Origin of the sequence: Sphingomonas sp. Ag1, from assembly GCF_000980895.1 — a bacterium.
GTDB classification, from domain to species: Bacteria; Pseudomonadota; Alphaproteobacteria; order Sphingomonadales; family Sphingomonadaceae; genus Sphingomonas; species Sphingomonas panaciterrae.
This window is the reverse complement of sequence record NZ_LAZX01000091.1, coordinates 111,770-135,224: the sequence shown is the minus strand read 5'-3', so window position 1 is coordinate 135,224 and position 23,455 is coordinate 111,770. Positions and strand designations below refer to the sequence as shown.

The window sequence follows — 23,455 nt, the reverse complement described above, 5'->3', positions numbered from 1 at the left end:
GCCTGTTTGCACCGCGCGCCAGATGCTCCTACTGGCGACCTTTGCGAACCAGGATCGATGATCCCGTTCGGGCCGAGCATGTCGAAGCCCCTGCCCTTCTTCTCCGAAGAAACGACAGCTTTTTCGACATGCCGGGGCGAACGGCTGGTAGGACCTATGCGTATGGCGACTGCGGTGCACCCGACGACCGAAACCCTTCCCGTCAGCATGGCGGACGTGCGCGCCGCCCATAGCCGAATTCGCGATTCCATCGTTCGAACGCCGACGCTGATCAGCAAGACGCTGTCGGCGCTGGCCGGCGCGACGATCTACTTGAAGTTCGAGAATTTGCAGTTCACCGCGGCGTACAAGGAGCGCGGCGCGCTAAACACGCTGCTGCTGCTGGACGACGATGCCAAGGCGCGCGGCGTCATCGCCGCATCGGCCGGCAACCATGCGCAGGGGCTGGCCTATCACGCCAACCGGCTGGGCGTGCCCGCGACGATCGTCATGCCGACGACCACGCCGATCGTGAAGATCGTCCAGACCGAAGGTCATGGCGCGACGGTGGTGCTGCACGGCGTGACCTTTGACGAGGCCTATGCCCATGCCCGCGTGCTGGAGGCGGAGCGCGGCTATACTTTCGTCCATCCGTTCGACGATGCGCGAGTCATCGCCGGCCAGGGCACGGTGGCGATCGAGATGCTGGAGGAGATCCCGACGCTCGACACTTTGGTAGTGCCGATCGGCGGCGGCGGGCTGATTTCCGGCATGGCAACGGTGGCGCGCGCGGCTGACCATCCGATCGAGGTGATCGGCGTGCAGGCCGAGCTGTTCCCGTCGATGTACAACAAGCTGCGCCACACCGACCTGCCCTGCGCCGGCGACACGCTGGCCGAGGGCATTGCGGTGAAGCAGCCTGGCGGCGTCACGGCGAAGATGGTCGAGGCGCTGGTCGACGACATCCTGCTGGTGTCCGAACGCAGCCTGGAGGAATCGGTCAGCCTGCTGCTGCAGATCGAAAAGACGGTGGTCGAGGGCGCCGGGGCGGCGGGCCTAGCCGCGGTGCTGGCGAACAAGGATCGCTTTGCCGGCAAGTCGGTCGGCATCGTGCTGTGCGGCGGCAATATCGACACCCGGCTGCTGGCCAACGTCCTGCTGCGCGACCTCGCCCGCTCCGGCCGGCTGGCGCGGCTGCGCATCCGGCTGCAGGACCAGCCGGGCGCGCTCTACAATGTCGCCCGCATCTTCGACCAGGAGCGGGTCAACATCCTGGAGCTGTCGCACCAGCGCATCTTCACCAACCTGCCGGCGAAGGGCCTGAGCCTCGACGTGGAATGCGAGACGCGCGACCGCGCGCATCTCGACCGGCTGCTCGCCGCGCTGGACGTGGCGAAATATCAGGTCAGCCTGATCGAGCTTGCCTGAGCAAACCACCGACGGCGCGCGATATTCTGCCCCACATTGGGGCATTTCGCCGCGCCGGTAGCAATTGCTTCACCCATCCGCGGCAAAACGGCGGCGCGCCGGCTTCTCACGGGGGCGGCGTCTCTTCATATCGATCACGGCACGCGCGCGAGGGCCGCGTTCGACTGGAGTTCCGTCAGCGGTGACCGCCTCTTTCCGTTTTCCGCGTTTCTTCGTCACCAGCCCTGCGCCGTGCCCGTATCTGCCCGGGCGCGAGGAGCGGAAGGTGTTCACCGAATTGTCGGGGCCGAACGCGGCGGAGCTGAACGATGCGCTGGGGCGGATCGGGTTTCGTCGCAGTCAGTCGGTCGCCTATCGCCCCTCCTGCGCCGGGTGCAGCGCCTGCGTGTCGGTACGGGTGCGCACGACCGAGTTCGTCGCCAATGCCAGCCAGCGCAAGCTGATCCGCCGCAGCGCCGACCTTGACGTGGCGGCGTGCAAGCCATGGGCGACGGACGAGCAGTTCCAGTTGCTGTCGCGCTACCTGACGCATCGCCATCCGACGGGCGGCATGGCCGGGATGGACGAGCAGGATTATGCCGACATGGTCGAGCATTCGCCGGTCAACACCGTCATCGTCGAATATCGCGAGCCGGCGCGCGACGGGCGGCCGGGGCGGCTGATCGGCGCGTGCCTGACCGACCAGCAGGCCGATGGGCTGTCGATGATCTACAGCTTCTTCGACCCCGACCTGCCGACACGTCCGGGGCTCGGCAATCTCATCATCCTCGACCACATCCTGCGCGCGGCGCGTGCGGGGCTGCCCTATGTGTATCTTGGCTATTGGGTGAAGGGCGCGGAGCGGATGGCGTACAAGACGCGCTACCAGCCGCTCGAGGCGCTGGGCCCGCGCGGCTGGGCGCTGATGGAGGATGAAGGTGAAGCAGCGTCGGCCGAGCAGATCGCCTGACGTTTTCGGGCGCTTAGTCCGCGCCCTGCACCGTCACGTCGACCTCCAGCGCCTCGCGCCCATCGCCGAGGCGTGATCCCGCCACCGGTGCCGCCTGCGCCGCATCAAGCGCGACGGCGACGCGGACGTGATGCTCCTCCGGCGACTGGCCGAGCCAGGGATCGAAGCCGACCCAGCCCAAGCCGTCCTGCCATGCCTCCGCCCAGCCATGCGGCGTGGGGCGGTGATCGCCGGCAAGATCACAATACCCCGAGACGTAGCGTGCGGGCACGCCGATCGCGCGAGCCGCGGCGATGAACACCTGCGCCATGTCGCGCGCGGTCAGCGCGTCGCGCGCGAATGCGTCGGTGACGGCAAGGCCAGCCTCCGGCCGGCCGCAATCGTCGGCGAAGCGATCACGCACCGCATGGTTCAGCCGGTGCAGCGCGGGAATGTCGGTTCCGTCGGCAGCACGCGTGGCGAAATCGGCAATCTCCGCGTCGGCCGCGGTGGTCGGCGTCGTGCGCAGGAAGAAGCGCGGTGGCAGCAGCTCATGCGCTCCATGCAATACGCCGGCCGACGGGCTGGTCACCACCTCCCCCGTGACGGTCAGTTCGAGTTGGTCGAGCGGCCCTTCGCAATAGAGCATGGTGGTGGCATTGCCGAAGCCGTCGCGATGGTGCGTCATGCGGGCATCGCAATCGACCGCGATATGCCAGGAGGCGACCGTCTGGTCGTGCAGGTCGGAGGGGGTGAGCCGCAGCAATTGCACGATACGGCCCTGCGGCGCGGTGAAGGCGTAAAAGGTGCGGTGATCGATCGACAGGCGCATCAGGCGAACTTGAACTGGCGGCCGATCGCCGCGTGAAGTTGATCATTCTCGGCGATCAGCGCCTCGAGATGCTGGTGCAGGCCGGACACGATGACGTCGCTGGTGCGCGTCTTGCTGACCCGCGCATGGCGGGTGCGGGCCATGCGATCGGCCTCGCCATTGGTGCCGGTGCGCTTGGCAAGCTGAGTCAGCACGTCGGTCACCTCCTCGATCGCGCCGGCAATGCTGCGCGGCAGTTCAACGCGCGAGAGCAGCAGGTCGATCACGTTCGCTGGCTGCAGCCCGTCATTGTAGAGCCAGCGGAAGGCGGTGACGGCCGACACCGTCTGCAGGATGGTGGTCCATTGATCGCGATCGACCGCGCCGCCGACCTCCTGCCCTTCGGGAAGGAGGATATGGTATTTGACGTCCAGCAGGCGCGCGGTGTTGTCCACCCGCTCCGTCGCCTGGCCCAGCCGGATGAACAACGTCGTCTGGTTGCGCAGCATGCGGTGCAGCGCGCCCTCGAACCCGCGAGTCTCCGCCTTCACCGCATCGACCAGCGCCAGCGCACGATCGGGATCGAGCCGGCTGACGCGCTTGTCGAACACCAGCCAGGCGCCGTTGATCGCGGACCAGGCCTCTCGCGTCAGCGCGGTGCGCACCGCGCGGGCATTCATCCGCGCCATGTCGAGGCTGCGCACGAGCGAGCCGGGGTGCGACGTATCGCTGGTGAGGAAGCGCGAGACGGCCTCGCGCGTCAGGCTGGCGCCGGTCGCCTTGAACGCAGCCTCCGTATCAGTGACGGTCAGCGCGGAGAGCCACGCCGCCTCCCCCGCCGGGCGCGCGGACAGGACATCGAGGCGGATCGTCGCTTCGACCAGCCGGGCGATGAAATCCGCACGTTCGATGTAGCGGCCCAGCCAGTAGAGCGAGCTGGCGGTACGGCTCAGCATCGCGCATCCCCCCAAACGGAGCGGCGCATCGCGGGGCTCACAGGCTCTGCTCCTGCGTCATCGTGCCCATCGTCTGCGACTGGCGCCACTGATCGTCGAGCAGCACGAACGAATCCTTGGTGCCGCCGCCCTGCGACGAATTGACGACCAGCGATCCTTCGCGAAGCGCGACGCGGGTGAGGCCGCCGGGGACCACCTGAACGCCCTTCGAGCCGGTCAGCACGAAGGGGCGGAAATCGACGTGGCGCGGTGCGACGCCCTGATCGACCAACGTGGGCACTGTCGAAAGCGCGAGCGTCGGCTGCGCGATGTAACGGTGCGGCTCCTTTTCCAGCACGGCGCGGAAGGTGGCGATCTCCTCCTTGCTGGCCGTCGGACCGACGAGCATGCCGTAGCCGCCCGAGCCATCGACCAGCTTCACCACCAGTTCGTCGAGGTGGTCGAGCGTGTAGCGAAGCGCCTCCGGTTCGCGGCAGCGCCAGGTTTCGACATTGGGCAGCTTCGCCTCGGCGCCCGAATAGAAGCGGACGATTTCGGGCATGTAGCTGTAGATCGCCTTGTCGTCGGCGATGCCGTTGCCCGGCGCGTTGATGATCGCGACGTTGCCGGCGGCATAAGCGGCGATGAGGCCGGGGACGCCGAGCAGCGAATCGGGACGGAATACCAAAGGATCGAGGAAGTCGTCGTCGACGCGGCGGTAGATCACGTCCACCTTCACGCGGCCAGCGATGGTCCGCATGTAGACCATGTCGTCATCGACCACGAGGTCCGCCGCCTCGACCAGCTCGATCCCCATCGAATCGGCGAGGAAGCTGTGTTCGTAATAAGCGGAGTTGAAGTGGCCGGGCGTCAGCACGACGCAGGTCGGGTTCTGCGCGCAGCCGCGCGGCGCGACCGAGCGCATCGTTTCCAGCAGGCGATCGGGGTAGCTGTCGACCGCGGCGACGCGGAACTGCTCGAACAGTTCGGGGCAGAGCCGGACCATCGCCTCGCGATTTTCCAGCATGTAGCTGACGCCCGATGGCGTGCGGGCATTGTCCTCCAGCACGTAGAATTCGTCGGCGCCGGTACGCACCAGGTCGATCCCGCAGATATGCGCCCAGATCCCGTGCGGCGGGCGGATGCCGAAGATCTCGGGGCGGAACTGCGGGTTGAGGAAGATCAGTTCCTCCGGCAGCACGCCGGCCTTCAATATCTCCTGCGCGCCATAGATATCGTCGAGGAAGGCGTTGATCGCCTCCACCCGCTGGACCAGCCCCTGCGACAGGCGCGCCCATTCGTCCGCAAGAAAGACGCGCGGCACGATGTCGAACGGGATGATCCGCTCGCTCGCGTCGCTATCGCCATAGACCGCAAAGGTGATGCCGAGCTGGCGAAACGTGGTTTCGGCCGCCTCCTGCCGCCGGCGCAATTCGTCGGACGGCGTTTCGTCCAGCCACCGGACGAGATTGTCCATTTCCGGGCGCGTTTGCGCACCCAGCCCCATGATTTCGTCGAATGCCCGAGTCCCCATTCGACCGATAACGCTCCAGGATCGTTTCGGGTGCATGCTGTGCTATAATGTTGCGCCGCACAAGAGCGCGGCGACAGCCGCATACGAAAACGCCGCCATTGTGGCGGCGTTCCGTCGTGCTCAGTCGGCGTATTTCACCGAACAGCCATAGGGGCGCGCCTCGGGCACGGACACCGCCTTGCCGGCCTTCACCTCGCCCAGCGCGGCGAGCAGGTGGTTGCGGGCGCCGGGGATGTCGGCCTTGTCCGCCGTCGGCTTGTCGTCGATCCCGCCCTGGTAGACGAGCTTCCCGAAGGCATCGATCAGATACATGTGCGGGGTGGTCTTGGCGCCATAACCCTTGCCGACGCGGCCCTGCGGATCGAGCAGATAGGCAGTCGGCTGCGCCTTTTGCGCGGCGAGGAACGCCTTCGCCTGCTGACCGTTCATATGGCCCTGCTTGCCGGGCGCGCCGGAATTGATGGTGAGCCATGCGGCGCCCATCGCCTTCGCCTTTGCCTGCGCGGCCTGCATGTTGCCGCTGTCATAATGTTTCTGCACGAACGGGCAGCCGGGGTTGTTCCATTCGAGCACCACGGGCCGCCCCTTGAACTGCGACAGCGTCACAGCCTTTCCATCGGCGTCCATGAGGCGGAAGTTGCCGGCGGGCTGGCCGGTCGTCTGTTCGGCGGCAGCGGGCATCGCGGCCAGGGCCACGATCGCAAAAGGAAGCAGGCGCATCATCGCTCTCCTCAACTCTTCGTGCCCCCCGGCAATGCCGCCAGCATGCCGCTGGTCAGCAATTGCGGCAAGACCTGCGGACGATCGGCGCCCTTCGGATACCAGAGATAGAGCGGCACGCCGGCGCGGTTGTGCGCCTCGATGAAGCGGCCGAGCGCGGGATCGCCGTCGGTCCAGTCGCCCACCAGCACCGCGACATTGCCATCGGCAAAGGCCTGGCGCGCGGCGTCGGTCTCGATCGCGGTTTTCTCATTCACCTTGCACGTCACGCACCAGTCAGCGGTGAAATAGGCGAACACTGGCCGCCCCTCGGCACGCAACGCGGCGAGTCGCTCCTCGGTGAAGGGCTCATCGGTGGCAGAGGCGACCGCGGCAGCGGGCGGCGCTGCACGGACCAGCAGCACGCCGGCCATCGCCAGCGCAAGCGCCGGCACTGCCGGCCACCACACACGCTCGCGGCCCGCGGCCTGGCGGCGGCCGGACCACCACAGGCCGAAGGCGGCGAGCAAGGTGGCGCCGAGCCCGATCGTCATCCCGTCGACGCCCGCCTGACGCCCGAGCACCCAGGCGAGCGCCAGCGCGGTGAGGAACATCGGCACCGACAGGATGCGCCGCAGCCGCGCCATCCACGGACCGGGCTTCGGCAAGCGGCGGCGCAGCGCCGGCACGAACCCGATCGCGAGGAACGGCAGCGCGATGCCGAGCCCCAGCCCGGCGAACACCAACATGGCGGCAAGCGGCGGGAGGACCAGCGCAGCCCCCAGCGCCGCGCCCATGAACGGCCCGGTGCACGGGGTCGCCACGAACGCCGCGAGCGCGCCGGTGGCAAAGGCGCCGCCGGTGCCCGACCGGCTGGCGAAGCGCGGCGTCGGCAGCTCGAACAGCCCCGCCAGGTTGAGCGCGATCCCCATCACCAGCAGCAAGAGCACGCCGATGACCCGCGGATCCTGCAACTGGAACGCCCAGCCGACACTGGCGCCGCCAGCGCGCAAGGCGAGCAGCACGCCGCCCAGCGCTAGGCAGACCAGCACGACACCGGCGGTATAGGCCAGCGCCTCACGCCGCGCCGCGCTCTCCGTCTCACCCGAACGCGCGAGCCCCAGCGCCTTCAGGCTGAGGATCGGGAAGACGCAGGGCATGATGTTGAGCAGCAGGCCGCCGAGCAATGCGCCGGCAAAGGCGAGCAGCGCCGGCATCAGCGCGCCGGTCGCTGCCACGGGCGCCGGCGCAGCGACGGTGCCGGGGTTGGCGCTGATCGCAAAACCCTGCCCGTCGCCGGTCGCCAGCACGCCCTCGATCGCGCCAGTCGCAGGGGTCGATGCGGCCTTTGTCGCGACGACGAGCTGGTCGCCATCGCGCGTCACGCTCTGCGGCGCGGCGTAATCGATCGCGCCACCGGCGAGCGGGTAGAAATAGGCGTCGCGAATGGACGCATCGGCCGGGAACGGCACGGCGAGGCGGAACTGGCCATCGGCTGCCTGCCATGTCGCGGTCGAGCCCAGGGACCGGGGCAGCTTCTGCCGCCATTGGTCGAAGCGCGCGCGGGTTGCGGGATCAACCGCGCCGTCGCCGACGACGAGTTCGGTCGACAGCGTCTGGCTTTCCGGAACGCAGATCTCCTTGGTGCAGACCAGATAGTCCGCCTTCACCGACACTGGCAGGCGGGTGCCGGCGGGCAGGCCGGTGGGGATCTTCAGGTCGACCAGCTGGGCAAAGGGCGCCTCATAGACATAGTTCATCAGCCCGCCGACGATCAGCCGCTCGGGTACCGGATAGCGCAGCTCGCCCGCGCTCACGCCGTCGGGCAGTTTCCAGTCGAGCTGAGTCTCGATCCCGGCGTCGCCCGGATTGCGCCAATAGCCGTGCCATTCCGGCTCGGGCCGCGAATCGAACGCGAGCGTCACGGTGTTGCCTGCGGCCGGGCGCGCCGTCTCGGGCACCAGGGTGATCGCCACATGACGGGTCTGCGCCGGCGCGACAGTCGCCAGCACCGTCATGACCATGAAAAACAGGGTCGCTACCCAAGCTTGCCTCGCCGTCATGCCCGGCACATACCCCGCCTCGTCGCCAAGCACCAAGGTTCATGATGAAAGCTCTTCTCGCCGCGCTTCTTGCCTCCATCGCGCTTCCGGCTGCCGCGCAGGAGGCGGTTCTCGAATCCGCCCAGCCGCCCGCGCCCGCCAATGCGGTTACCCCGCGTACCCCGCCCAAGCTGATCGTCGCGATTTCGGTGGACCAGTTCTCCGCCAATCTGTTCGCGCAATATCGCAACCGCTTCACCGACGGCTTTGCGCGGCTGTTGCAGGGCGCGGTGTTCCCCGCGGGTTATCAGAGCCACGCCGCGACGGAGACGTGCCCCGGCCATTCGACGATCCTGACCGGGATGCGGCCGGGCCGCACCGGCATCATCGCCAACAACTGGATCAACCAGGACGCGCCGCGCGAGGACAAGGAAGTCTATTGCTCCGAGGATGAGCGGATCCCAGGGACCGACCACCGCAACTACAAGGTCGCGGATCTTCACCTGAAGGTGCCGACGCTGGGCGAGATGATGAAGGCGGCGAACCCCGCGAGCCGTGTCGTCTCGGTCGCGGGCAAGGATCGCGCCGCGATCATGATGGGCGGCCACAAGGTGGACGAACTATGGTTTTGGGACGGCAAGGATTTCGTTTCCTATGACCAGCGTCCCGTCCCGCCAGCGGTGCAGCGCGGGCGCGAGGCAGTCGCCCGTCTGATCGCGCAGCCGCAGGAGCCGCTTCCCGTTCCCGCCTTCTGCCGGCCGCTGATGCACCCGATCACGGTTGGCGGCCAGACGATCGGCGACGGGCGCTTTGCCCGCGCGGCCGGGGACTTGCGCGCGTTCCGCGGCTCCCCCGCGCTTGACGGGGCGGTGTTCGCGATCGCCGCCGGGCTGATCCAGGACATGAAGCTGGGCCAGGGCGACGCGCCTGACATCATCTCGATCGGCGCGTCGGCGACCGATTATGTCGGCCACGGCTATGGCCCGGGCGGCGGCGAGATGTGCCTGCAGATGGCGGAGCTCGACAAGACGCTGGGCGGCTTCTTCGCCGCGCTCGATTCCTGGGGGATCGACTATCAGGTGGTGCTGACCGCCGACCATGGCGGCCATGACGCGACCGAGCGGCAGCAGCAGCGCGGCATGCCGGGTGAGACGCGAGTCACCCCCGCACTGTCGGTGCGCGACATCGGCGCCGAAATCGGCAAGCAGCTGCGTATCGCCGGACCGGTTCTGCTGGGTTCGGAAGGTGACGTCTATGTCTCCAACACGGTACCGGCGAACCGCCGCAAGGCGGTGCTCGCCGAGGCGGTGAAGCGGATCAGCGCCTTCCCGCAGGTCGCCACCGTTCTGACCCGCGAGCAGATTGCCGCGGCGACGATCCCGGACCTGCCGCCCGAAGCCTGGACGCTGGAGCAGCGCGCGCACGCCTCCTACGATCCCGAACGCTCGGGCGACCTGCTGATCATGCTGAAGCCCCGCGTCAGCGGAATTGCGAAGCCGGGTCCGGGCTATGTCGCCACGCATGGCAGCCCGTGGGATTACGACCGCCGCGTGCCGATCCTGTTCTGGCGCAAGGGGATGGCCGGCTTTGAACAGCCGCAGTCGATCGAAACGGTGGACATCGTCCCGACGCTGGCCGCGACGATCAACCTGCCGGTGAAGGGACTGGATGGCCGCTGCCTCGATCTGGACAGCGGGGCGGGCGACACCTGCCGCTAATCGACGGCGGAGCGCCGGCTGTCAGGGTGGCAGCCGGCGTTCTTCGCCCCGATCAGGGCTGGCGCACCTCATAGGCGCGCACGCCGGCACCCAGCTGATTGGTGCCGATCGCCAGCCGGTCACCGCTGACATTGGCGACAAAGGCGGGGCTTTTCTGCTGCCCGGGCGCGAGGCTGGCGACATTGTCGTGGATCGAAAGGCCGGCCGCGCTGTATTTGCGCTGTTCGGCCGAAACCACGATCATGCCGCCCCAGTTTTCCTTACGTGGTCCCTGCACGAAGGTGTTGCGCGCGATCTCCCCGGTGCCGCCCTCCGGCAGATCGATCATGTAATTGGTGCGGTTGCCGGCGCTGTCGTCGAAGCTGTTGTCCACGATGCGCACACGCGGGGCGCGCAGCTTCACATAATGGCCGCCCTCCCCCCGCTCGAACCGCGAATTGGTGATCGTCACGCTGCCGCGGTTGGCGAGATAGATCGAATGGGCGCAATCCTCCGTCTCATGGCATTGACCAAGGCCCGAGAAGGTCGAGCGGTCGATCGTGACGCTCGCCGGATCGTCGGTCGCACCGAGAATGCCCTCCTGGCTGTCGAGGAACATCGAGTTGCGCACCACCAGGTCGCCAATCTCGATGCGAATGCCCGCGCCATTGCCGTCCGGCACGCGGATGCCGCGGAAGACGAGGCCGTCGACGGTCGATCCGTTGCCGCGCAGCACCAGCGCCGCTTTCCCCTCACACGCGCCCTCGAAGATCGCGGTGCCGGGCTGCACCGCCTTGAACGTGACGCGTCCGGCCTGCTGGATCGCACATTCGCGGTAGGTGCCGGGGGCGATCAGGACGGTGAAGTGGCGCCCGCGATTGGCCTGAAGCGCATCGTCCAACGTGTCATAGCCCTCCCCCGTGTCCGCCACCGTGAACGGCGCCGCGCGCTGCTGGCTGGCCACCGGGGCCGCGAGGAGAAGCGCAAGGAGGGCGGAAGCGGTGCGCATGGTCGGGTCCCTTTGTCGGTCACCGCGTCGGGCTGCGCGGCGGGCAGGCTCCCGGTGCGATAGTGGCGCGGGGCGGGCGGCGCAGCCCATGACGGCCACCCCCCTTGTCCCGTCGCGGCACGGCCGCAACGTGTCGCGTTTCCTGTTGCAACTGACTTAATCGCGCCCCACACATGAAGGGAAACGCCGATTTCAAGAGACGGAGAGGCATCATGCAGAGCTATCTGAAACATTATATCGACGGCGCCTGGGTCGACAGCGAAGGCGGCAAGCGCCACGAAGTGATCGATCCCGCGACCGAGCAGCCCACCACCGAAATCACGCTGGGCAGCGAGGCGGACGTCAACAAGGCAGTGGCCGCCGCGAAGAAGGCGTTCAAGACCTGGTCGCAGTCGACGGTCGAGGACCGCATCGCGCTGCTCGAGCGGATCATCGCCGGCTACAAGGCACGCATCCCCGACCTGGCCGCTGCGACGAGCCGCGAAATGGGTGCGCCGATCTCCTTCGCCAACATGGCACAGGCACCCGCTGGCCTTGGCCATTTCATGGGCACGCTCGCCGCGCTGAAGGAATTCAGCTTCTCCGAACAGGCCGCCAAGGGCGCGCGCGTCGTCCATGAGCCGATCGGCGTCGTGGCGATGATCACGCCGTGGAACTGGCCGCTGAACCAGATCTGCGCCAAGGTCGCCCCGGCGCTGGCAGCGGGCAACACGATGGTTCTGAAGCCGTCGGAAGAAGCCCCTACCAACGCCATGATCTTGGCCGAGATTCTGGAAGAGGCTGGCGTGCCGGCGGGCGTGTTCAACCTGGTCAATGGTGACGGCCCGACGGTCGGCGCGGCGCTTTCGGCGCACAAGGACGTCGACATGGTGAGCTTCACCGGCTCGACCCGCGCCGGCGTTGCCGTCGCGACCGCGGCCGCCGCGACGGTCAAGCGCGTCCACCAGGAACTGGGCGGCAAGGCACCGAACGTGGTGCTGGAAGGCGCGAAGCTGGGCGAAGTCCTGCCGCCGACGCTCGCGGGCGTCATCGCCAACACCGGCCAGAGCTGCATCGCCCCCACCCGCCTCCTGGTCCACAAGAGCCAGGTGAACGAGGCCGAAGAAGTCGTGAAGGCGATCATGGAGGCGACCCAGGTCGACAGCCCCGACAAGCAGGGCGCGCACATCGGTCCGGTCGTCAACAAGGCCCAGTTCGAGAAGATCCAGGACCTGATCCAGTCGGCGCTCGACGAAGGCGCACGTCTCGTCACCGGCGGCGTGGGTCGTCCCGATGGCCGCAACGCCGGCTATTATGTGAAGCCGACCGTCCTCGCCGATGTGACCCCCGACATGCGCATCTATCGCGAGGAAACGTTCGGCCCGGTCGCGACGATCACCACCTATGAGGACAGCGAGCAGGCGGTCGAGATGGCCAACGACACCGATTACGGCCTGTCGGCGACCATCTCCGGCGATCCCGCCGAGGCGTCCAAGATCGCCGGCAAGCTGCGCGCGGGCCTTGTCACCATCAACGCCTGGGGACCGAACGGCGCGACGCCCTTTGGCGGCTACAAATCCTCGGGCAACGGCCGCGAGGGCGGCAAATGGGGCCTGACAGACTTCATGGAAGTGAAGACCATCATCGGCGAAAACGCCGCCTGATCAAAAACAATCGCGGGCGTCCCCAACAAGGGGGCGCCCGTTTTCTTGAGGGGAGAGGAAAATGATCGTCAGTGTTCTGTACCCGAATCACGACGGGGCGAAGTTTGACGCGAGCTATTACAAGGCCAAGCACGCCGAGCTCGCCAAGGAGATCTGGCAGCCCGAGCGCGTCGAGCTGATCGAAGGCCAGGCGCCGGGCGGCGGGGCTGCGCCCTTTGCGCTGATCGCGCATTTCCATTTCGCCTCGCCCGAAAGCATGGGCCAGGCGATGGCCAATCCGCGCATCGGCGAGCTTCAGGCCGACGTGCCCAACTTCACCGACATCACGCCCACCATCATGGTTGGCCGGGCGCTCTGAGCGCCGGAGCCCCCGGTCGGCAAGGCGCCGGCTGGGGGCGTCCAGTCGATGCTGATTATCTGCGAATGCGGGCGCGACGATCGCTGCCACTGCAGTGCCCCTTAGACCTGTGAGCCGGGCCACTCCCTCCGCATAGGCGCAACGCCGCGCGACTGATCGGCCGCGACCACGGCTGTCTCGGTCAAGAGCCCGTTCGCGTCCAAGGCCGTGTGGCACATAAGAAAACACCGCCGCCGCTAGGAGCGACGACGGTGCGAAATCATTCAGGTTCGTGCGAGGATCAGCGACCCTGGGGCGGAGCCTCGGCACCCGGCATCGCAGCACCCGGCATGCCGGCCGCGCCGCCCATCTGCTGCTGCTGAAGCTGGCGGATCACCGCCTCAGGCAGGAAATCGAGCAGCTCGACATCGAACACGAGCGTGGAATTGCCCGGGATCGGCCCCTTGGTCTCAGCGCCATAGCCAAGCTCAGGCTTGATCCAGAAGCGGTACTTCGCCCCCTTCGGCATCAGCTTCAGGCCTTCGGAAAACCCCGGAACGACGCCGGTGACGGGAAAGGGAGTCGGCTGCTGCGACTTGTCGAAAGTGGTGCCGTCGAGGAGCTTCCCCTCATACATCACCAGCGCAACGTCGGTGTCGGTCGGCTTCGCCCCCGAACCCGGCTCGATCACCTGATACTGAAGGCCGGACGGCGTCGTCACAACGCCCTTGGCACGGGCGTTGCGGGTAAGGAAATCATCCCCCTGCACCGCCAGCGCGGCCGCGGCCATGACCGCGGCGATGATGCCCACGATCAACCAGACGACATAGCTGCGCTTCACCGGAGCGATCGGAACAGCGGTAACGGTCGACATGGCGATCCCCGTAAAGGCCGGACGCGGTGTACCGCCCCCGGGTGGCAACATCAGATATGTTTGATCGAGTCGGCCAGCACTGTTGGCGGCGAGCCGACTCGAGAAAGCCGGTTCTTACCGGGCGCCGTCACGCTCGGCGCGCTTGCGCTCCAGCTTGCGCGCACGACGGACCGCAGCGGCACGCTCGCGAGCGCGCTTTTCCGACGGCTTCTCATAGTGGCGGCGCAACTTCATCTCGCGGTACACGCCTTCACGCTGCAGCTTCTTCTTGAGCGCACGCAGGGCCTGGTCGACGTTGTTGTCGCGAACGATGATCTGCATAAAACCGACACTTCTCCGAGATCTGAAACAGCCCGATTCCGTCAAACGGAAACGGCGGCACCAAGCATCGCCTGCGCCGTGAACCCGCTGCGTCTACCACCAGCCCGCCACCCGTGCAACCCGCTGGTCTGTGGCGATTACATCACAGCGCCAGACCCGCCCTTTTCGGCCGCCGATCACGCGGGTAGAGCGCGGGCATGACGCCGTTATCGCTGTACGACAGCCTGTCGCGCTCCCTGCGCATTTTCGAACCGCTTGATCCGCAGCGCGGGGTGCGAGTCTATTCCTGCGGCCCGACCGTCTACAATTACGCGCATATCGGCAATCTGCGCGCCTATGTGTTCACCGACACGCTGTCGCGAACGCTGACGTGGAAGGGTTACGACCTGACCCATGTCATCAACATCACCGATGTCGGCCATCTGACGTCGGATGCCGATGCCGGTGACGACAAGATGGAAGCGGCCGCCCGACGGGCGGGTCAGGACATCTGGGCCATCGCGCGCCATTATACCGACGCGTTCAAGCGCAACCTGGCGGATCTCAACATCCGCAGCCCGACTCACCTGCCGCTGGCGACCGATCACATCGCGGAGATGATCGATTTCGCCGCCGCGATCGAGCCGAAGCATTGCTACCGTCTGGAAAGCGGGCTGTACTTCGATGTGACGACGGTGCCGGATTATGGCCGTCTTGCGCGATTGAAGGACGATGCGGGAGAAAGCCGGATCGATCCGGTCGACGGCAAGCGCCATGCGCAGGATTTCGCGATCTGGCGCACCTCCGCGCCGGGCGAGAACCGCCAGATGGAATGGGATTCGCCGTGGGGTCGCGGCGCGCCGGGCTGGCATCTGGAATGTTCGGTGATGAGCCAGAAGTATCTTGGCGAATCGTTCGACATCCATACCGGCGGGATCGACCATCGCGAGATCCACCATCCCAACGAGATCGCGCAGAACCAGGCGCATTGCGACTGCGCCGACACGGGCGCCGCCTTCTGGATGCACAACAACTTCCTGGTCGAGCGCGCGGGCAAGATGAGCAAGTCGTCGGGAGAGTTCCTGACGCTGCAAGCGCTCGTGGACCGTGGCTACCATCCGCTGTCGTACCGGATGCTGTGCCTGCAGGCGCATTATCGCAGCGAGCTGGAGTTCTCGTGGGAGAATCTGGCCGCGGCACAGGTGCGATTGAAGCGGATGGTGCAGGCGATCGAAGGTTTGCGGTCGCGCGCGGACGGCCCGTCCAAGGGCTCTGCTGCCGAGTATCGCTCGCAGCTTGACGCCGCGATCTCCGACGATCTGGCGACGCCGCGCGTGCTGCCCGTGCTCGACGCGTTGCTGGGAGACAAGAAGGTGTCGGCCGGCGACCGGCTGGCCGCGATGGGTGACTTTGTCAATGTGCTGGGCCTGCCGCTCGATACGCTGCGGCGCGAGGACCTTCGCGTCCGACCGTCCACGGCGACGATCTCGGCGGAGGTGATCGAGGCACGGCTTGAGGAGCGCAAGGCAGCGCGGGCCGCGAAGGACTTTGCCGCGTCCGACGCGATCCGCGACGAGCTTGCGGCCGCCGGCGTCGAGGTGATGGACGGCGACCTGCTGGGCTGGGACTGGCGCGTGCCGGCCGCCTGAGCGGCCGGCCCATTACTTCATCGGCTGGTCACGCCGTGCGAGGATCGGCGGGATGACGGGGCGCTGTTGCTCTGTGAGTGACGCGGCCGCGGTGTCGATCGCGGCGACGCGCCGCTTCGTTGCCGGATGGGTGCGGCTGCGGAACAGCCCACCATCGATGTCGCCACCGCGCTGCTGCCAGAAGCGCGCGGCGGACGCCGAATCATAGCCGGCATTGTAGAGCAGGACGACGCCCAGTTGATCGGCCTCAAGCTCCGCCGCCTGCCCGAGGCTGGCGTTGCGGCCGATCTCGCCTAGCAGGCCGCCCTTTACGCCCGCCGCCTCCAGCCGGACGCGGTGGCGCAGGATGTTGTGAGCCAGTTCATGCGCGACGATCACGGCGACCTCGTCATCGCGATAGCGCTCAAAGAAGCGGACGCCGATCTGCACGACCTTGCCATCCGCCTGCGCCGTCATCGCGGGGCCGAGCAGAACCTCGAACCGGCTGCGACAGCCGGCGGGCGCGTTGATCGCGATGTCCCGTGCCTCGCCGCCGCCGCGCGTTACCGTAACGCGAACAGGCGACGCGGCCCCTTCCAGAAGCGAGAGCGCCAAATCGCGATCAACGCTGGAGGGCGGCGCAGTGGACGCGGTCAGCGCGCGCGGGCCGATCGACAGCAGGCCATCATCAGCGGAGACGCCCGCCGCCGCCGCGGCCGAGCCAGGCACCACGCCCTCTACGGCGATCGGGGCGGAGAAGCCGAACACCTGCCGTGCGGCAGGCTGGGTATCGCGATCATATTGGTTGATCGCATGAACCACCATGCCGGTCGCCGGCGCCTGATCCTGGCACAAGGGCGCGTTGGCAGTGACCAGGCGGTGCGCGATGGTGGCGAGGCGAAGATCGATCGCGCGCAGTGCTTGAAGGCTGGCGGCGTCGAGCCCCGCGGCCGGAGCGGGCATCGGGGCGGCGGTGGCGATGAGTAAGGCAATCACGCGTTGATGATAGGCGACCCCTGGATCACGCGCTATCACCCTTGTCCATGAAGGCTGTTCTCCCCGCGCTCGCCCGTCCGCTGCTGGAATCGCAGCTCCCGCACGATCTGGAGGTGGCATGGTGGTCCAGCCCCGCCGACGCCAAGGAGATGATCGGCGACGCGGAGATTGCCTGGGTGGACATGCAGCCGACGCGGCTGACCGAGGAAACGCTGCGCGCCGCGGGGCCGGCGCTGCGCTGGGTGACGACGATCTATGCCGGACTGGATGCCTTTCCGCTCGACACGCTGCGCGAACGCGAGGCGACGTTGACCAATGGCGTCGGGATCAATGCCATTGCGGTGGCGGAATATGCCGTGTTGGGCGTGTTGGCCGCGGCCAAGCGCTTCGACGAAGTGGTGCGCGCCCAGGATCGCGCCGAGTGGCTGCGCGACTCGCCGGGCAAGATCGAGCTTGCCGACACCAAGGCGATCATCATCGGCTATGGCGCGATTGGCCGCTTGATCGGCGAGCGGCTGGCGGCGTTCGGCGTTGAGGTGACGGGTGTCACCCGGTCCGGCAGCGACGGGACGCTGACCCCGGACGCATGGCGCGCGCAGCTGGGCGATTACGACTGGGTGATCCTGGCCGCGCCGTCGACCAGTGAGACGAAGGCGATGATCGGGGCGGCGGAGCTCGCGTCGATGAAGCGCGGTGCATGGCTGATCAACATCGCTCGCGGCGACATGATCGATGACGACGCGCTGCTGTCAGCATTGTCGAGCGGGTCGATCGGCGGCGCCTTCCTCGACCCGACAAACCCGGAGCCACTGCCCGCGGATCATCCGCTGTGGACCGCGCCCAATTGCATGATCTCGATGCATCTGTCGGGCCGCAGCCAGACCAAGATGTTCCAGCGCGCAGCCTCTTTGTTCCTGCGCAACCTGGCCGCTTTCCGTGCGGGACAGCCGATGGAGAATGTCGCCGATCTCGACCGCGGCTATTGAGCCGCGGCGAAGGTCCGCGATCAGCCGATCAGGCCGCCCTCGTCGGCGGCCAGCACCCGACCCATGGCATCGAACAAATTGTCCATCGCGACGGGCTTGAAGATCACATCATCAGCGCCCGCCGCGAGACAGCGTTCGCGCAGGTCGACCGCGGTATCGGCCGTCACCACGATGATCGGCACCCGGCCCTTCTGATCCGGGCGCGCGCGAATGTGACGAATTGCGGTGATACCATCCATGCCTGGCATGCGCAGATCGACGAGGAGCATGTCGAAATCCTGCCCATCGAGCAGCCGGAGCCCCTCTTCTGCGCTTTCCGCCTCGATCATGTCGGCACCCGCCACGTGAAGCATGTCGCGGACGACCCGACGATTCATCCTGTCGTCCTCGATGAAAAGGACGTTCATGGGCGTTTGCCGAGGAGGCAGTCTGATTGTTCCATTGCCGATACTATTATCGTCTCAAGCCGCCTCGGAGACAAGTCCAGTTGCGTTCTGTTCGGCTCCGAAAAGGGCGTTAACCAAGTTATCCTTGGCGATGGGCTTTACGATGAACTGCGACACGCCTGATTCGGCAAGTGCGGACTGCTCTTCCTCGGCCATCGCTGGGCCGAGCAACGAGATCCTGGCGTGCGGGGCGGCTGCTGCGATCTCCTCCACCGCAGCCGCTGCATTCTCCACAGCTTGAAGCGTTGCGTGATCGATCAGCACGACGGCGGGCTGGCGGTCGCACAGTATTTCGATTGCTTCGCTGGCACTGGCTGCAAAGGCGACGGCGCCGCCGCGCGGCTCGAGCAGCGCCTTGAACATCGCGCGCGTGATGGGATTGCGGTCGATCACCAGCACACCCTCGCCTGCCGGCTGCGGTGAAGCCTCCTCCGCGGGCGCCGCGGGTTGATACGGCAACTCGAGCGTGAAGGTCGCTCCCTTGCCCTCTTCGCTCGAGACGGTGACGTCGCCCCCCATCGCGCGCGACAGGTTGCGGCAGATCGACAGGCCCAGCCCCGTGCCGCCGAACTGGCGCGTCGTGCCCGTATCGGCCTGTCGAAACGGTTCGAAGATGATCTCGTGCTTGTCAGGGGCGATACCAATGCCGGTATCGGCCACGGTCAGCCGCCACCGATCGCCGTGCACCGCGGCCTCGACCCGCACCGAGCCGGCGGGCGTGAACTTCACCGCATTGGAAAGCAGGTTGAAGATGATCTGGCGCAAGCGCATGCCGTCGACCAGCGCCCATTGCGGCGCATCGGCAATGGCGAGGTCAAACGTCAGCTTCTTGTCGCGCGCGGGGCCGACCCACAATTGGCCCGCCTCCTCCAGCACGCGCCGGATGTCGGTCGGCGCTTCCTCCAGCGTCATCTTGCCGGTTTCGATCTTGGCGACGTCGAGGATGTCGTCGACCAACGCCCGCATCGTGATGCCGGCGCCCTGAACGACCGACAGCCGATCGCGCGTTGGCGCATCCAGCCGCTCGTCGGCGAGCATCACCTGCGTCATGCCGAGGATGCCGTTGAGCGGGGTACGGATCTCGTGGCTGGTGGTCGCGAGGAACTCGGTCTTCGCCGTGAGTGCCTTGCCGAGCGCGATATTGGTTCGCGCGAGCGCGTTACGGCTGCGCCGGATGGTGATCAGGCCGAATGCCAGCAGGCCGATGATCAGGAGCGTCGTTGCGCCCACCCCAAGCGTGATCCATTGTTGCGTCTGCGTGCGTGCGCGTTCGAACGCGACGGTCTTCTGGAGATCGGCCGCTTTCAACTGGGCGATGCGCAGTTCCTGATTGGCGAAGTCGAACCGCGCCGCGGCGATTGCGGCACTGTTGGAGCGCGCGGTCTCGGTTGCGAGATCATCGAGCCGCTTCAGCGCGGCCAGATGCTGGAGGGCGAGATCGCTGCGGCCCGCCTTTGAGTAGATTTTGTACGCAACATCATGTGCCTGACGGTCAGGAGACAGCGTGGCGGTGAGATCCGTCCCGGCGAAGCGCTGCGAGATCAGCCGCTCGGCGGTACCGACCGCACCACGCCGTATTGCCGCATCTGCCGCAAGAACGACAAAGCTGGGATGATAGGAGGATGCTCCAGGTTGGCGCGTTAAGGCCAGACCTTCATCGATGGCGTCATCCGCGCTCACGGTCTTGCCACGATCAAGCCGGACATCAGCAATATTTGTCAGGGCTTGAGCATATACCAGCTTGCTCTTCATCTGCGCTGCGTAGTGCAGAGCTTTTCCGAATTCCGCCTCGGCCTGGGCCAACCGGCCGAGATCCTTGAGAGCAAGGCCGCGACCATTATGGATCGACACCAACAAGCCTGGGTCGCCGCGGTAAACCTCCAACGCTTGATCGAAATAGCGCAACGCCGTCGCATGGTCTTTGCCAATCGAGTGAACGACGGCGAGCATGATCAGCGCTTTTGCGCGCCCGCGCGTGTCGCCCAATTCGCGGAACATGTCGTGCGCTCGGCGCAGATCGTCGAGCGCACGAGCCAATTTGCCCGTCGCATACAGAACACCGCCCTCTGAGAGGAGAATGTCGGCATTCAACTGTGATCTCGGCGCAGTGCGCTCAACGAGGACGCGGGCGGCTGCAAGGTCCTGCTCCGCAGCCTGGTGTTGGACGATACGGCTCCTCGCCTCCCCGCGCAGCCATCGCGTAGTCGCCTCCATGTGCGGCGACTTGGCCCGCCGGGCGTAATCCAATGCGGCAGACGCTTGATCGACGGCACTCGCGGGATCCGTCAGTATCTCCGCCTTGATCCCCGCGATCATGACGTCAAATCGCGCGTCGCGCGTCGACGCTGCAAGCGCAGTTCCCGCGAGAAGCAGCGGGAGGATGCTTGCGACAATGCGGGCCAGGAAGCCCCGCGTCATCACCCGCGCTTCCACGCCGTCGCCAACCCGTTGAATGAAGCGCGGCTATCTCGCGAGACATGATGGTGCTGGTCCTCCTCAAGGAAGGCCATCAGCGCCGGCAGCGCGACCGGGCGACTGATGAGGAATCCCTGCACCATGTCACACCCCATGACGGTCAGTAAGGCGAGAGCCGCATGCGTTTCCACGCCTTCGGCGACGACCTCCATCTCCAGGGCATGCGCCAGGTCGATCGTCGAGCGCACGATGAGGGGATCGCGGTTCGAGCTGGTCAGCTGCGTGACGAAGAGCTTGTCGATCTTCAGCTCCCGAGCCGGCAGCTGCTTCAGATACGCCAAGCTCGACAGGCCGGCGCCGTAATCGTCGATTGCGACGATGATGCCAATGTCGGCGAAGCGTTGCAGGTTGGCGATCGCCGATTCGGGATCGCGGATGACAGAGGTTTCCGTCACCTCGAACCCGAGCTTGGCGTCCGCCTCGGCAACGAGCCGGCAGGTGGCATCGACGAAGGCCTGATCGGCAAGCAGCTGACCCGAGATATTGATGAAGATGCGCAGGTCATGCCCGGCAGCGAGCAGCGTGCGCTGATCGTCGATCGCGCGGCGAATGGTCCACAGCGTCAGTAGGTCGATGACCTCGCCGTCCTCTGCCGCGCCGATGAAGTCGCCCGGCAGCACGAGGCCGCGCTCGGGATGGTGCCAGCGTACAAGTGCTTCGGCGCTACTGATCTCCTGCCGCCGAACGTGGATCTTCGGCTGATAGGCGAGCAGCAGCTGATCCTCGGCAATTGCCGTGCGCAGTTCATCCGCCACGCGGCGAATGTCACGCGCTTCCGGGCCCACCAGATCATGCCGCACCGGCGAGTGTGCCGACCGGGCCTCGACCAGCGCCGCCTCTGCCTCCTCGACCAGCCTGAGTTCATCGGTTTGCGGCACGCGGCCAGCCGCTGCGCCGAACACGACATCGACCTGATACATTTCGCCGTCCAGATCGAACATCGGCTCACACAGATCGCGCAGGCGATCCAACGTCTCATCTAGATCCGCCGCTCGACCACCCTCGAACGCAATCTCGATGCTGGTTCTGCCGGTCACGAGGAGGCGCAGATCAGGCAGCGCAGCCTCAATGCGGGATTGGACATCGGTGATCAGGAGATCGGCGCGCGCGCAGCCAAGATGCCGTCTGACACGCGCGAAATTGGCAATCTCCGCGAGGACCAGAAACCGCCAGGCGGGACGTTGCGCCGCCAAAGCGGAAAGCGTTGCCAGCGCCTGCTCTCGCGACGCGGGGACTTCGGGTTGTGAGCCGGGGCCAGCCATACCGTGCCGCAGCTAGCGCACCATGCCTAAACATACCTTTAATAACCGTCCAAAGTCGGGACGATCAAGATGGGCCGAATGAATGCGCTTGTGATATGGTAAACAAATCGTTAAATCACAGCATGCACCGTCAAAGGTGCTAAAAAACTAGGGAGTTCAACATGCTCGCTTTCATCATCGCGCTGATCTACGGCACCGAAATCAAGCCCTGGTAAGGGTTTCGTTCGGTCAGGTTGATCGGCAGAACTGCGGCTAGGCAGTATTTTTCCGATCAACAGCCGGACTGGTTCGCATTTGCGGACCAACACATGTTAAGATTAGCGTCTTGCGCTAATGGAACAGGGAGCCCTCATCGTCAGCGATGGGGGCTTTTTCCTGTCTTGTGCAGGTGACCGGCCTGGTTCGGCCGGTGCGTCAGTCGCCCTCGGGCAGAAGAACGGCGCACCGCCAGACGACATGAAAAGAAGACGCGCCAGGCAACGCCGCAGGGATCGCTCTCGGGCGTGCCTCAGCCGCGCGGATGAGCGTGTCGGTAGACGTCGAGAAGGTGCGCCGCATCGACCGCGGTATAGATCTGAGTCGAACTCAGGCTGGCGTGACCAAGCAATTCCTGGAGCGCGCGCAGATCCGCACCCCGGCCGAGCAAGTGAGTCGCGAAGGAATGCCGCAGCGCGTGCGGCGTCGTTCGGTGTGGCAAGCCCAGGGCGCCACGCGCAGCCCTAACCTTTGCACGGACTACGCCTGCCGACAGCGGCCCGCCCCGTTGCCCGCGGAACAGGGGCGATTCACGGTCGATTGGCCAAGGGACGGCGGCCAGATAGGCATCGAGCGCGCTGCGGACCGGAGGAATCAACGGCACGATGCGTTGCCTGTCGCGTTTCCCGGTGACGCGGATCGTCTCTCCCAGCGGCAGGACGGCGCCCGTGAGCCCCAGCGCCTCCCCGATTCGCAGCCCCGCACCGTAGAGCAGGAGCAGCAAAGCCCAGTCGCGCTGGCCGATCCATGGCTCTGCCGCGGCCTCCGCCACTTCTTCCGCAAGCGCGACTGCCTCGTGCGGCGCGACGGCGCGCGGCACGCCCTTGCGTACTCCAGGGCCCCTGAGCATCGGGACGCCGCTGGCGCCGCTGCCCCATTCCAGGAAAGCCCGCGCCGCCGACAATTCGCGCGCCGCCGAGGCGTTGGAAAGCCCCTCGCCCCGGCGCCGCGCGAGGAAAGCGCGAAGGTCCGCGGGCGTCAGGCCGGCGAGTTCCGCGCGACCGACCGGCATGCCGAGATGATCCTGCAGGAAGTCCACCAGGCGCTGTGCCGTGGCGCGATACGCCCGGACCGTGTGGATCGAACGGCGTCTGTCCCGAATCAGATGCTCGGCGAAGCTGGCGGGCAGGTCTTCCACCGCAAAACCGTATCACCTGCTTTCCTCCGAGTCGCCTGCGCCCCATATGCGCA

At 66.5% G+C, this 23,455-nt stretch carries 20 protein-coding genes; 7 read left to right on the top strand and 13 right to left on the bottom strand.

Features of this window, described 5'->3' with window-relative positions; all coding sequences use genetic code 11:
• The first annotated feature begins 162 nt into the window (after window positions 1-162).
• Window positions 163-1,407, top strand: coding sequence for a threonine ammonia-lyase (locus XM50_RS10390; RefSeq protein ID WP_046409254.1), 1,245 nt, complete (start codon window positions 163-165; stop codon window positions 1,405-1,407).
• 181 nt (window positions 1,408-1,588) lie between these two features.
• Window positions 1,589-2,356 (top strand): arginyltransferase, encoded by a 768-nt coding sequence (locus XM50_RS10385; protein WP_046409253.1) that lies wholly within the window; start codon window positions 1,589-1,591, stop codon window positions 2,354-2,356.
• 13 nt (window positions 2,357-2,369) lie between these two features.
• Here the strand turns inward: XM50_RS10385 and XM50_RS10380 are convergent, their stop codons facing one another.
• From XM50_RS10380 to XM50_RS10360, 5 genes are all read right to left on the bottom strand, one after another.
• Window positions 2,370-3,167, bottom strand: a complete 798-nt coding sequence (locus XM50_RS10380; protein WP_046409252.1) for a transglutaminase family protein — start codon at window positions 3,165-3,167, stop codon at window positions 2,370-2,372.
• Entirely contained in the window at window positions 3,167-4,102 is a 936-nt protein-coding gene (locus XM50_RS10375) for an alpha-E domain-containing protein (protein WP_046409251.1), read from the bottom strand. Before XM50_RS10375 ends, XM50_RS10380 begins: the two co-directional genes overlap by 1 nt.
• Window positions 4,103-4,139: 37 nt before the next feature.
• A complete protein-coding gene (locus XM50_RS10370) occupies window positions 4,140-5,615 on the bottom strand; it encodes a circularly permuted type 2 ATP-grasp protein (protein ID WP_046409250.1) in 1,476 nt (491 codons plus the stop codon).
• Between the two features lie 120 nt (window positions 5,616-5,735).
• Window positions 5,736-6,335 (bottom strand): redoxin domain-containing protein, encoded by a 600-nt coding sequence (locus XM50_RS10365; RefSeq protein WP_231621933.1) that lies wholly within the window; start codon window positions 6,333-6,335, stop codon window positions 5,736-5,738.
• Window positions 6,336-6,346: 11 nt separating this feature from the next.
• Window positions 6,347-8,332, bottom strand: coding sequence for a protein-disulfide reductase DsbD family protein (locus XM50_RS10360; protein ID WP_443024655.1), 1,986 nt, complete (start codon window positions 8,330-8,332; stop codon window positions 6,347-6,349).
• Window positions 8,333-8,421: 89 nt separating this feature from the next.
• Between XM50_RS10360 and XM50_RS10355 the strand changes: the two genes are divergently transcribed.
• A complete protein-coding gene (locus XM50_RS10355; protein WP_082102983.1) occupies window positions 8,422-10,074 on the top strand; it encodes an alkaline phosphatase family protein in 1,653 nt (550 codons plus the stop codon).
• A gap of 52 nt (window positions 10,075-10,126) precedes the next feature.
• Here the strand turns inward: XM50_RS10355 and XM50_RS10350 are convergent, their stop codons facing one another.
• Complete coding sequence (locus XM50_RS10350; protein WP_046409246.1) at window positions 10,127-11,062, bottom strand: right-handed parallel beta-helix repeat-containing protein; 936 nt, start codon at window positions 11,060-11,062, stop codon at window positions 10,127-10,129.
• Window positions 11,063-11,274: 212 nt separating this feature from the next.
• Here XM50_RS10350 and XM50_RS10345 point away from each other — a divergent pair, with 212 nt between their 5' ends.
• Window positions 11,275-12,705: an aldehyde dehydrogenase family protein gene (locus XM50_RS10345; protein ID WP_046409245.1), complete on the top strand. Its 1,431-nt coding sequence runs from the start codon at window positions 11,275-11,277 to the stop codon at window positions 12,703-12,705.
• A gap of 61 nt (window positions 12,706-12,766) precedes the next feature.
• Window positions 12,767-13,063, top strand: coding sequence for an EthD family reductase (locus XM50_RS10340; protein ID WP_046409244.1), 297 nt, complete (start codon window positions 12,767-12,769; stop codon window positions 13,061-13,063).
• Between the two features lie 280 nt (window positions 13,064-13,343).
• Here the strand turns inward: XM50_RS10340 and XM50_RS10335 are convergent, their stop codons facing one another.
• Window positions 13,344-13,916: an FKBP-type peptidyl-prolyl cis-trans isomerase gene (locus XM50_RS10335; protein ID WP_046409243.1), complete on the bottom strand. Its 573-nt coding sequence runs from the start codon at window positions 13,914-13,916 to the stop codon at window positions 13,344-13,346.
• Between the two features lie 114 nt (window positions 13,917-14,030).
• Window positions 14,031-14,237, bottom strand: coding sequence for a 30S ribosomal protein S21 (gene rpsU, locus XM50_RS10330; RefSeq protein WP_007404630.1), 207 nt, complete (start codon window positions 14,235-14,237; stop codon window positions 14,031-14,033).
• A gap of 197 nt (window positions 14,238-14,434) precedes the next feature.
• Here rpsU and cysS point away from each other — a divergent pair, with 197 nt between their 5' ends.
• Window positions 14,435-15,865 carry a cysteine--tRNA ligase gene (gene cysS / locus XM50_RS10325; RefSeq protein WP_046409242.1) on the top strand — a complete coding sequence of 477 codons (1,431 nt, stop codon included), beginning with the start codon at window positions 14,435-14,437 and terminating at the stop codon, window positions 15,863-15,865.
• A gap of 12 nt (window positions 15,866-15,877) precedes the next feature.
• Here cysS and XM50_RS10320 read toward each other — a convergent pair whose 3' ends face one another.
• A complete protein-coding gene (locus XM50_RS10320; RefSeq protein ID WP_231621932.1) occupies window positions 15,878-16,840 on the bottom strand; it encodes a M48 family metallopeptidase in 963 nt (320 codons plus the stop codon).
• Between the two features lie 47 nt (window positions 16,841-16,887).
• Here XM50_RS10320 and XM50_RS10315 point away from each other — a divergent pair, with 47 nt between their 5' ends.
• On the top strand, window positions 16,888-17,826 hold the full coding sequence (locus XM50_RS10315; protein ID WP_046409241.1) for a D-2-hydroxyacid dehydrogenase: 939 nt from the start codon (window positions 16,888-16,890) through the stop codon (window positions 17,824-17,826).
• Window positions 17,827-17,846: 20 nt separating this feature from the next.
• On the opposite strand, the gene XM50_RS10310 is transcribed toward XM50_RS10315, so the two are convergent.
• The 4 genes from XM50_RS10310 to XM50_RS10295 all read right to left on the bottom strand — a co-directional run bounded on the left by XM50_RS10310 (window position 17,847) and on the right by XM50_RS10295 (window position 23,402).
• Window positions 17,847-18,233 carry a response regulator gene (locus XM50_RS10310; protein WP_046409240.1) on the bottom strand — a complete coding sequence of 129 codons (387 nt, stop codon included), beginning with the start codon at window positions 18,231-18,233 and terminating at the stop codon, window positions 17,847-17,849.
• A gap of 54 nt (window positions 18,234-18,287) precedes the next feature.
• A complete protein-coding gene (locus XM50_RS10305; RefSeq protein WP_046409329.1) occupies window positions 18,288-20,690 on the bottom strand; it encodes an ATP-binding response regulator in 2,403 nt (800 codons plus the stop codon).
• On the bottom strand, window positions 20,690-22,009 hold the full coding sequence (locus XM50_RS10300) for an EAL domain-containing protein (RefSeq protein WP_082102968.1): 1,320 nt from the start codon (window positions 22,007-22,009) through the stop codon (window positions 20,690-20,692). Before XM50_RS10300 ends, XM50_RS10305 begins: the two co-directional genes overlap by 1 nt.
• Window positions 22,010-22,517: 508 nt before the next feature.
• Window positions 22,518-23,402, bottom strand: coding sequence for a tyrosine-type recombinase/integrase (locus tag XM50_RS10295; protein WP_046409239.1), 885 nt, complete (start codon window positions 23,400-23,402; stop codon window positions 22,518-22,520).
• Between the last annotated feature and the right edge of the window lie 53 nt (window positions 23,403-23,455).

Coding starts and splice junctions, on each gene's coding strand:
- XM50_RS10350 (WP_046409246.1), bottom strand. CDS start 11,062: ATGCGCACCGCTTCCGCCCTCCTTGCGCTTCTCCTCGCGGCCCCGGTG.
- XM50_RS10375 (WP_046409251.1), bottom strand. CDS start 4,102: ATGCTGAGCCGTACCGCCAGCTCGCTCTACTGGCTGGGCCGCTACATC.
- XM50_RS10335 (WP_046409243.1), bottom strand. CDS start 13,916: ATGTCGACCGTTACCGCTGTTCCGATCGCTCCGGTGAAGCGCAGCTAT.
- rpsU (WP_007404630.1), bottom strand. CDS start 14,237: ATGCAGATCATCGTTCGCGACAACAACGTCGACCAGGCCCTGCGTGCG.
- XM50_RS10370 (WP_046409250.1), bottom strand. CDS start 5,615: ATGGGGACTCGGGCATTCGACGAAATCATGGGGCTGGGTGCGCAAACG.
- XM50_RS10310 (WP_046409240.1), bottom strand. CDS start 18,233: ATGAACGTCCTTTTCATCGAGGACGACAGGATGAATCGTCGGGTCGTC.
- XM50_RS10390 (WP_046409254.1), top strand. CDS start 163: ATGGCGACTGCGGTGCACCCGACGACCGAAACCCTTCCCGTCAGCATG.
- XM50_RS10315 (WP_046409241.1), top strand. CDS start 16,888: ATGAAGGCTGTTCTCCCCGCGCTCGCCCGTCCGCTGCTGGAATCGCAG.
- XM50_RS10365 (WP_231621933.1), bottom strand. CDS start 6,335: ATGCGCCTGCTTCCTTTTGCGATCGTGGCCCTGGCCGCGATGCCCGCT.
- XM50_RS10380 (WP_046409252.1), bottom strand. CDS start 3,167: ATGCGCCTGTCGATCGATCACCGCACCTTTTACGCCTTCACCGCGCCG.
- cysS (WP_046409242.1), top strand. CDS start 14,435: ATGACGCCGTTATCGCTGTACGACAGCCTGTCGCGCTCCCTGCGCATT.
- XM50_RS10360 (WP_443024655.1), bottom strand. CDS start 8,332: ATGACGGTGCTGGCGACTGTCGCGCCGGCGCAGACCCGTCATGTGGCG.
- XM50_RS10305 (WP_046409329.1), bottom strand. CDS start 20,690: ATGACGCGGGGCTTCCTGGCCCGCATTGTCGCAAGCATCCTCCCGCTG.
- XM50_RS10300 (WP_082102968.1), bottom strand. CDS start 22,009: ATGGCTGGCCCCGGCTCACAACCCGAAGTCCCCGCGTCGCGAGAGCAG.
- XM50_RS10355 (WP_082102983.1), top strand. CDS start 8,422: ATGAAAGCTCTTCTCGCCGCGCTTCTTGCCTCCATCGCGCTTCCGGCT.
- XM50_RS10345 (WP_046409245.1), top strand. CDS start 11,275: ATGCAGAGCTATCTGAAACATTATATCGACGGCGCCTGGGTCGACAGC.
- XM50_RS10340 (WP_046409244.1), top strand. CDS start 12,767: ATGATCGTCAGTGTTCTGTACCCGAATCACGACGGGGCGAAGTTTGAC.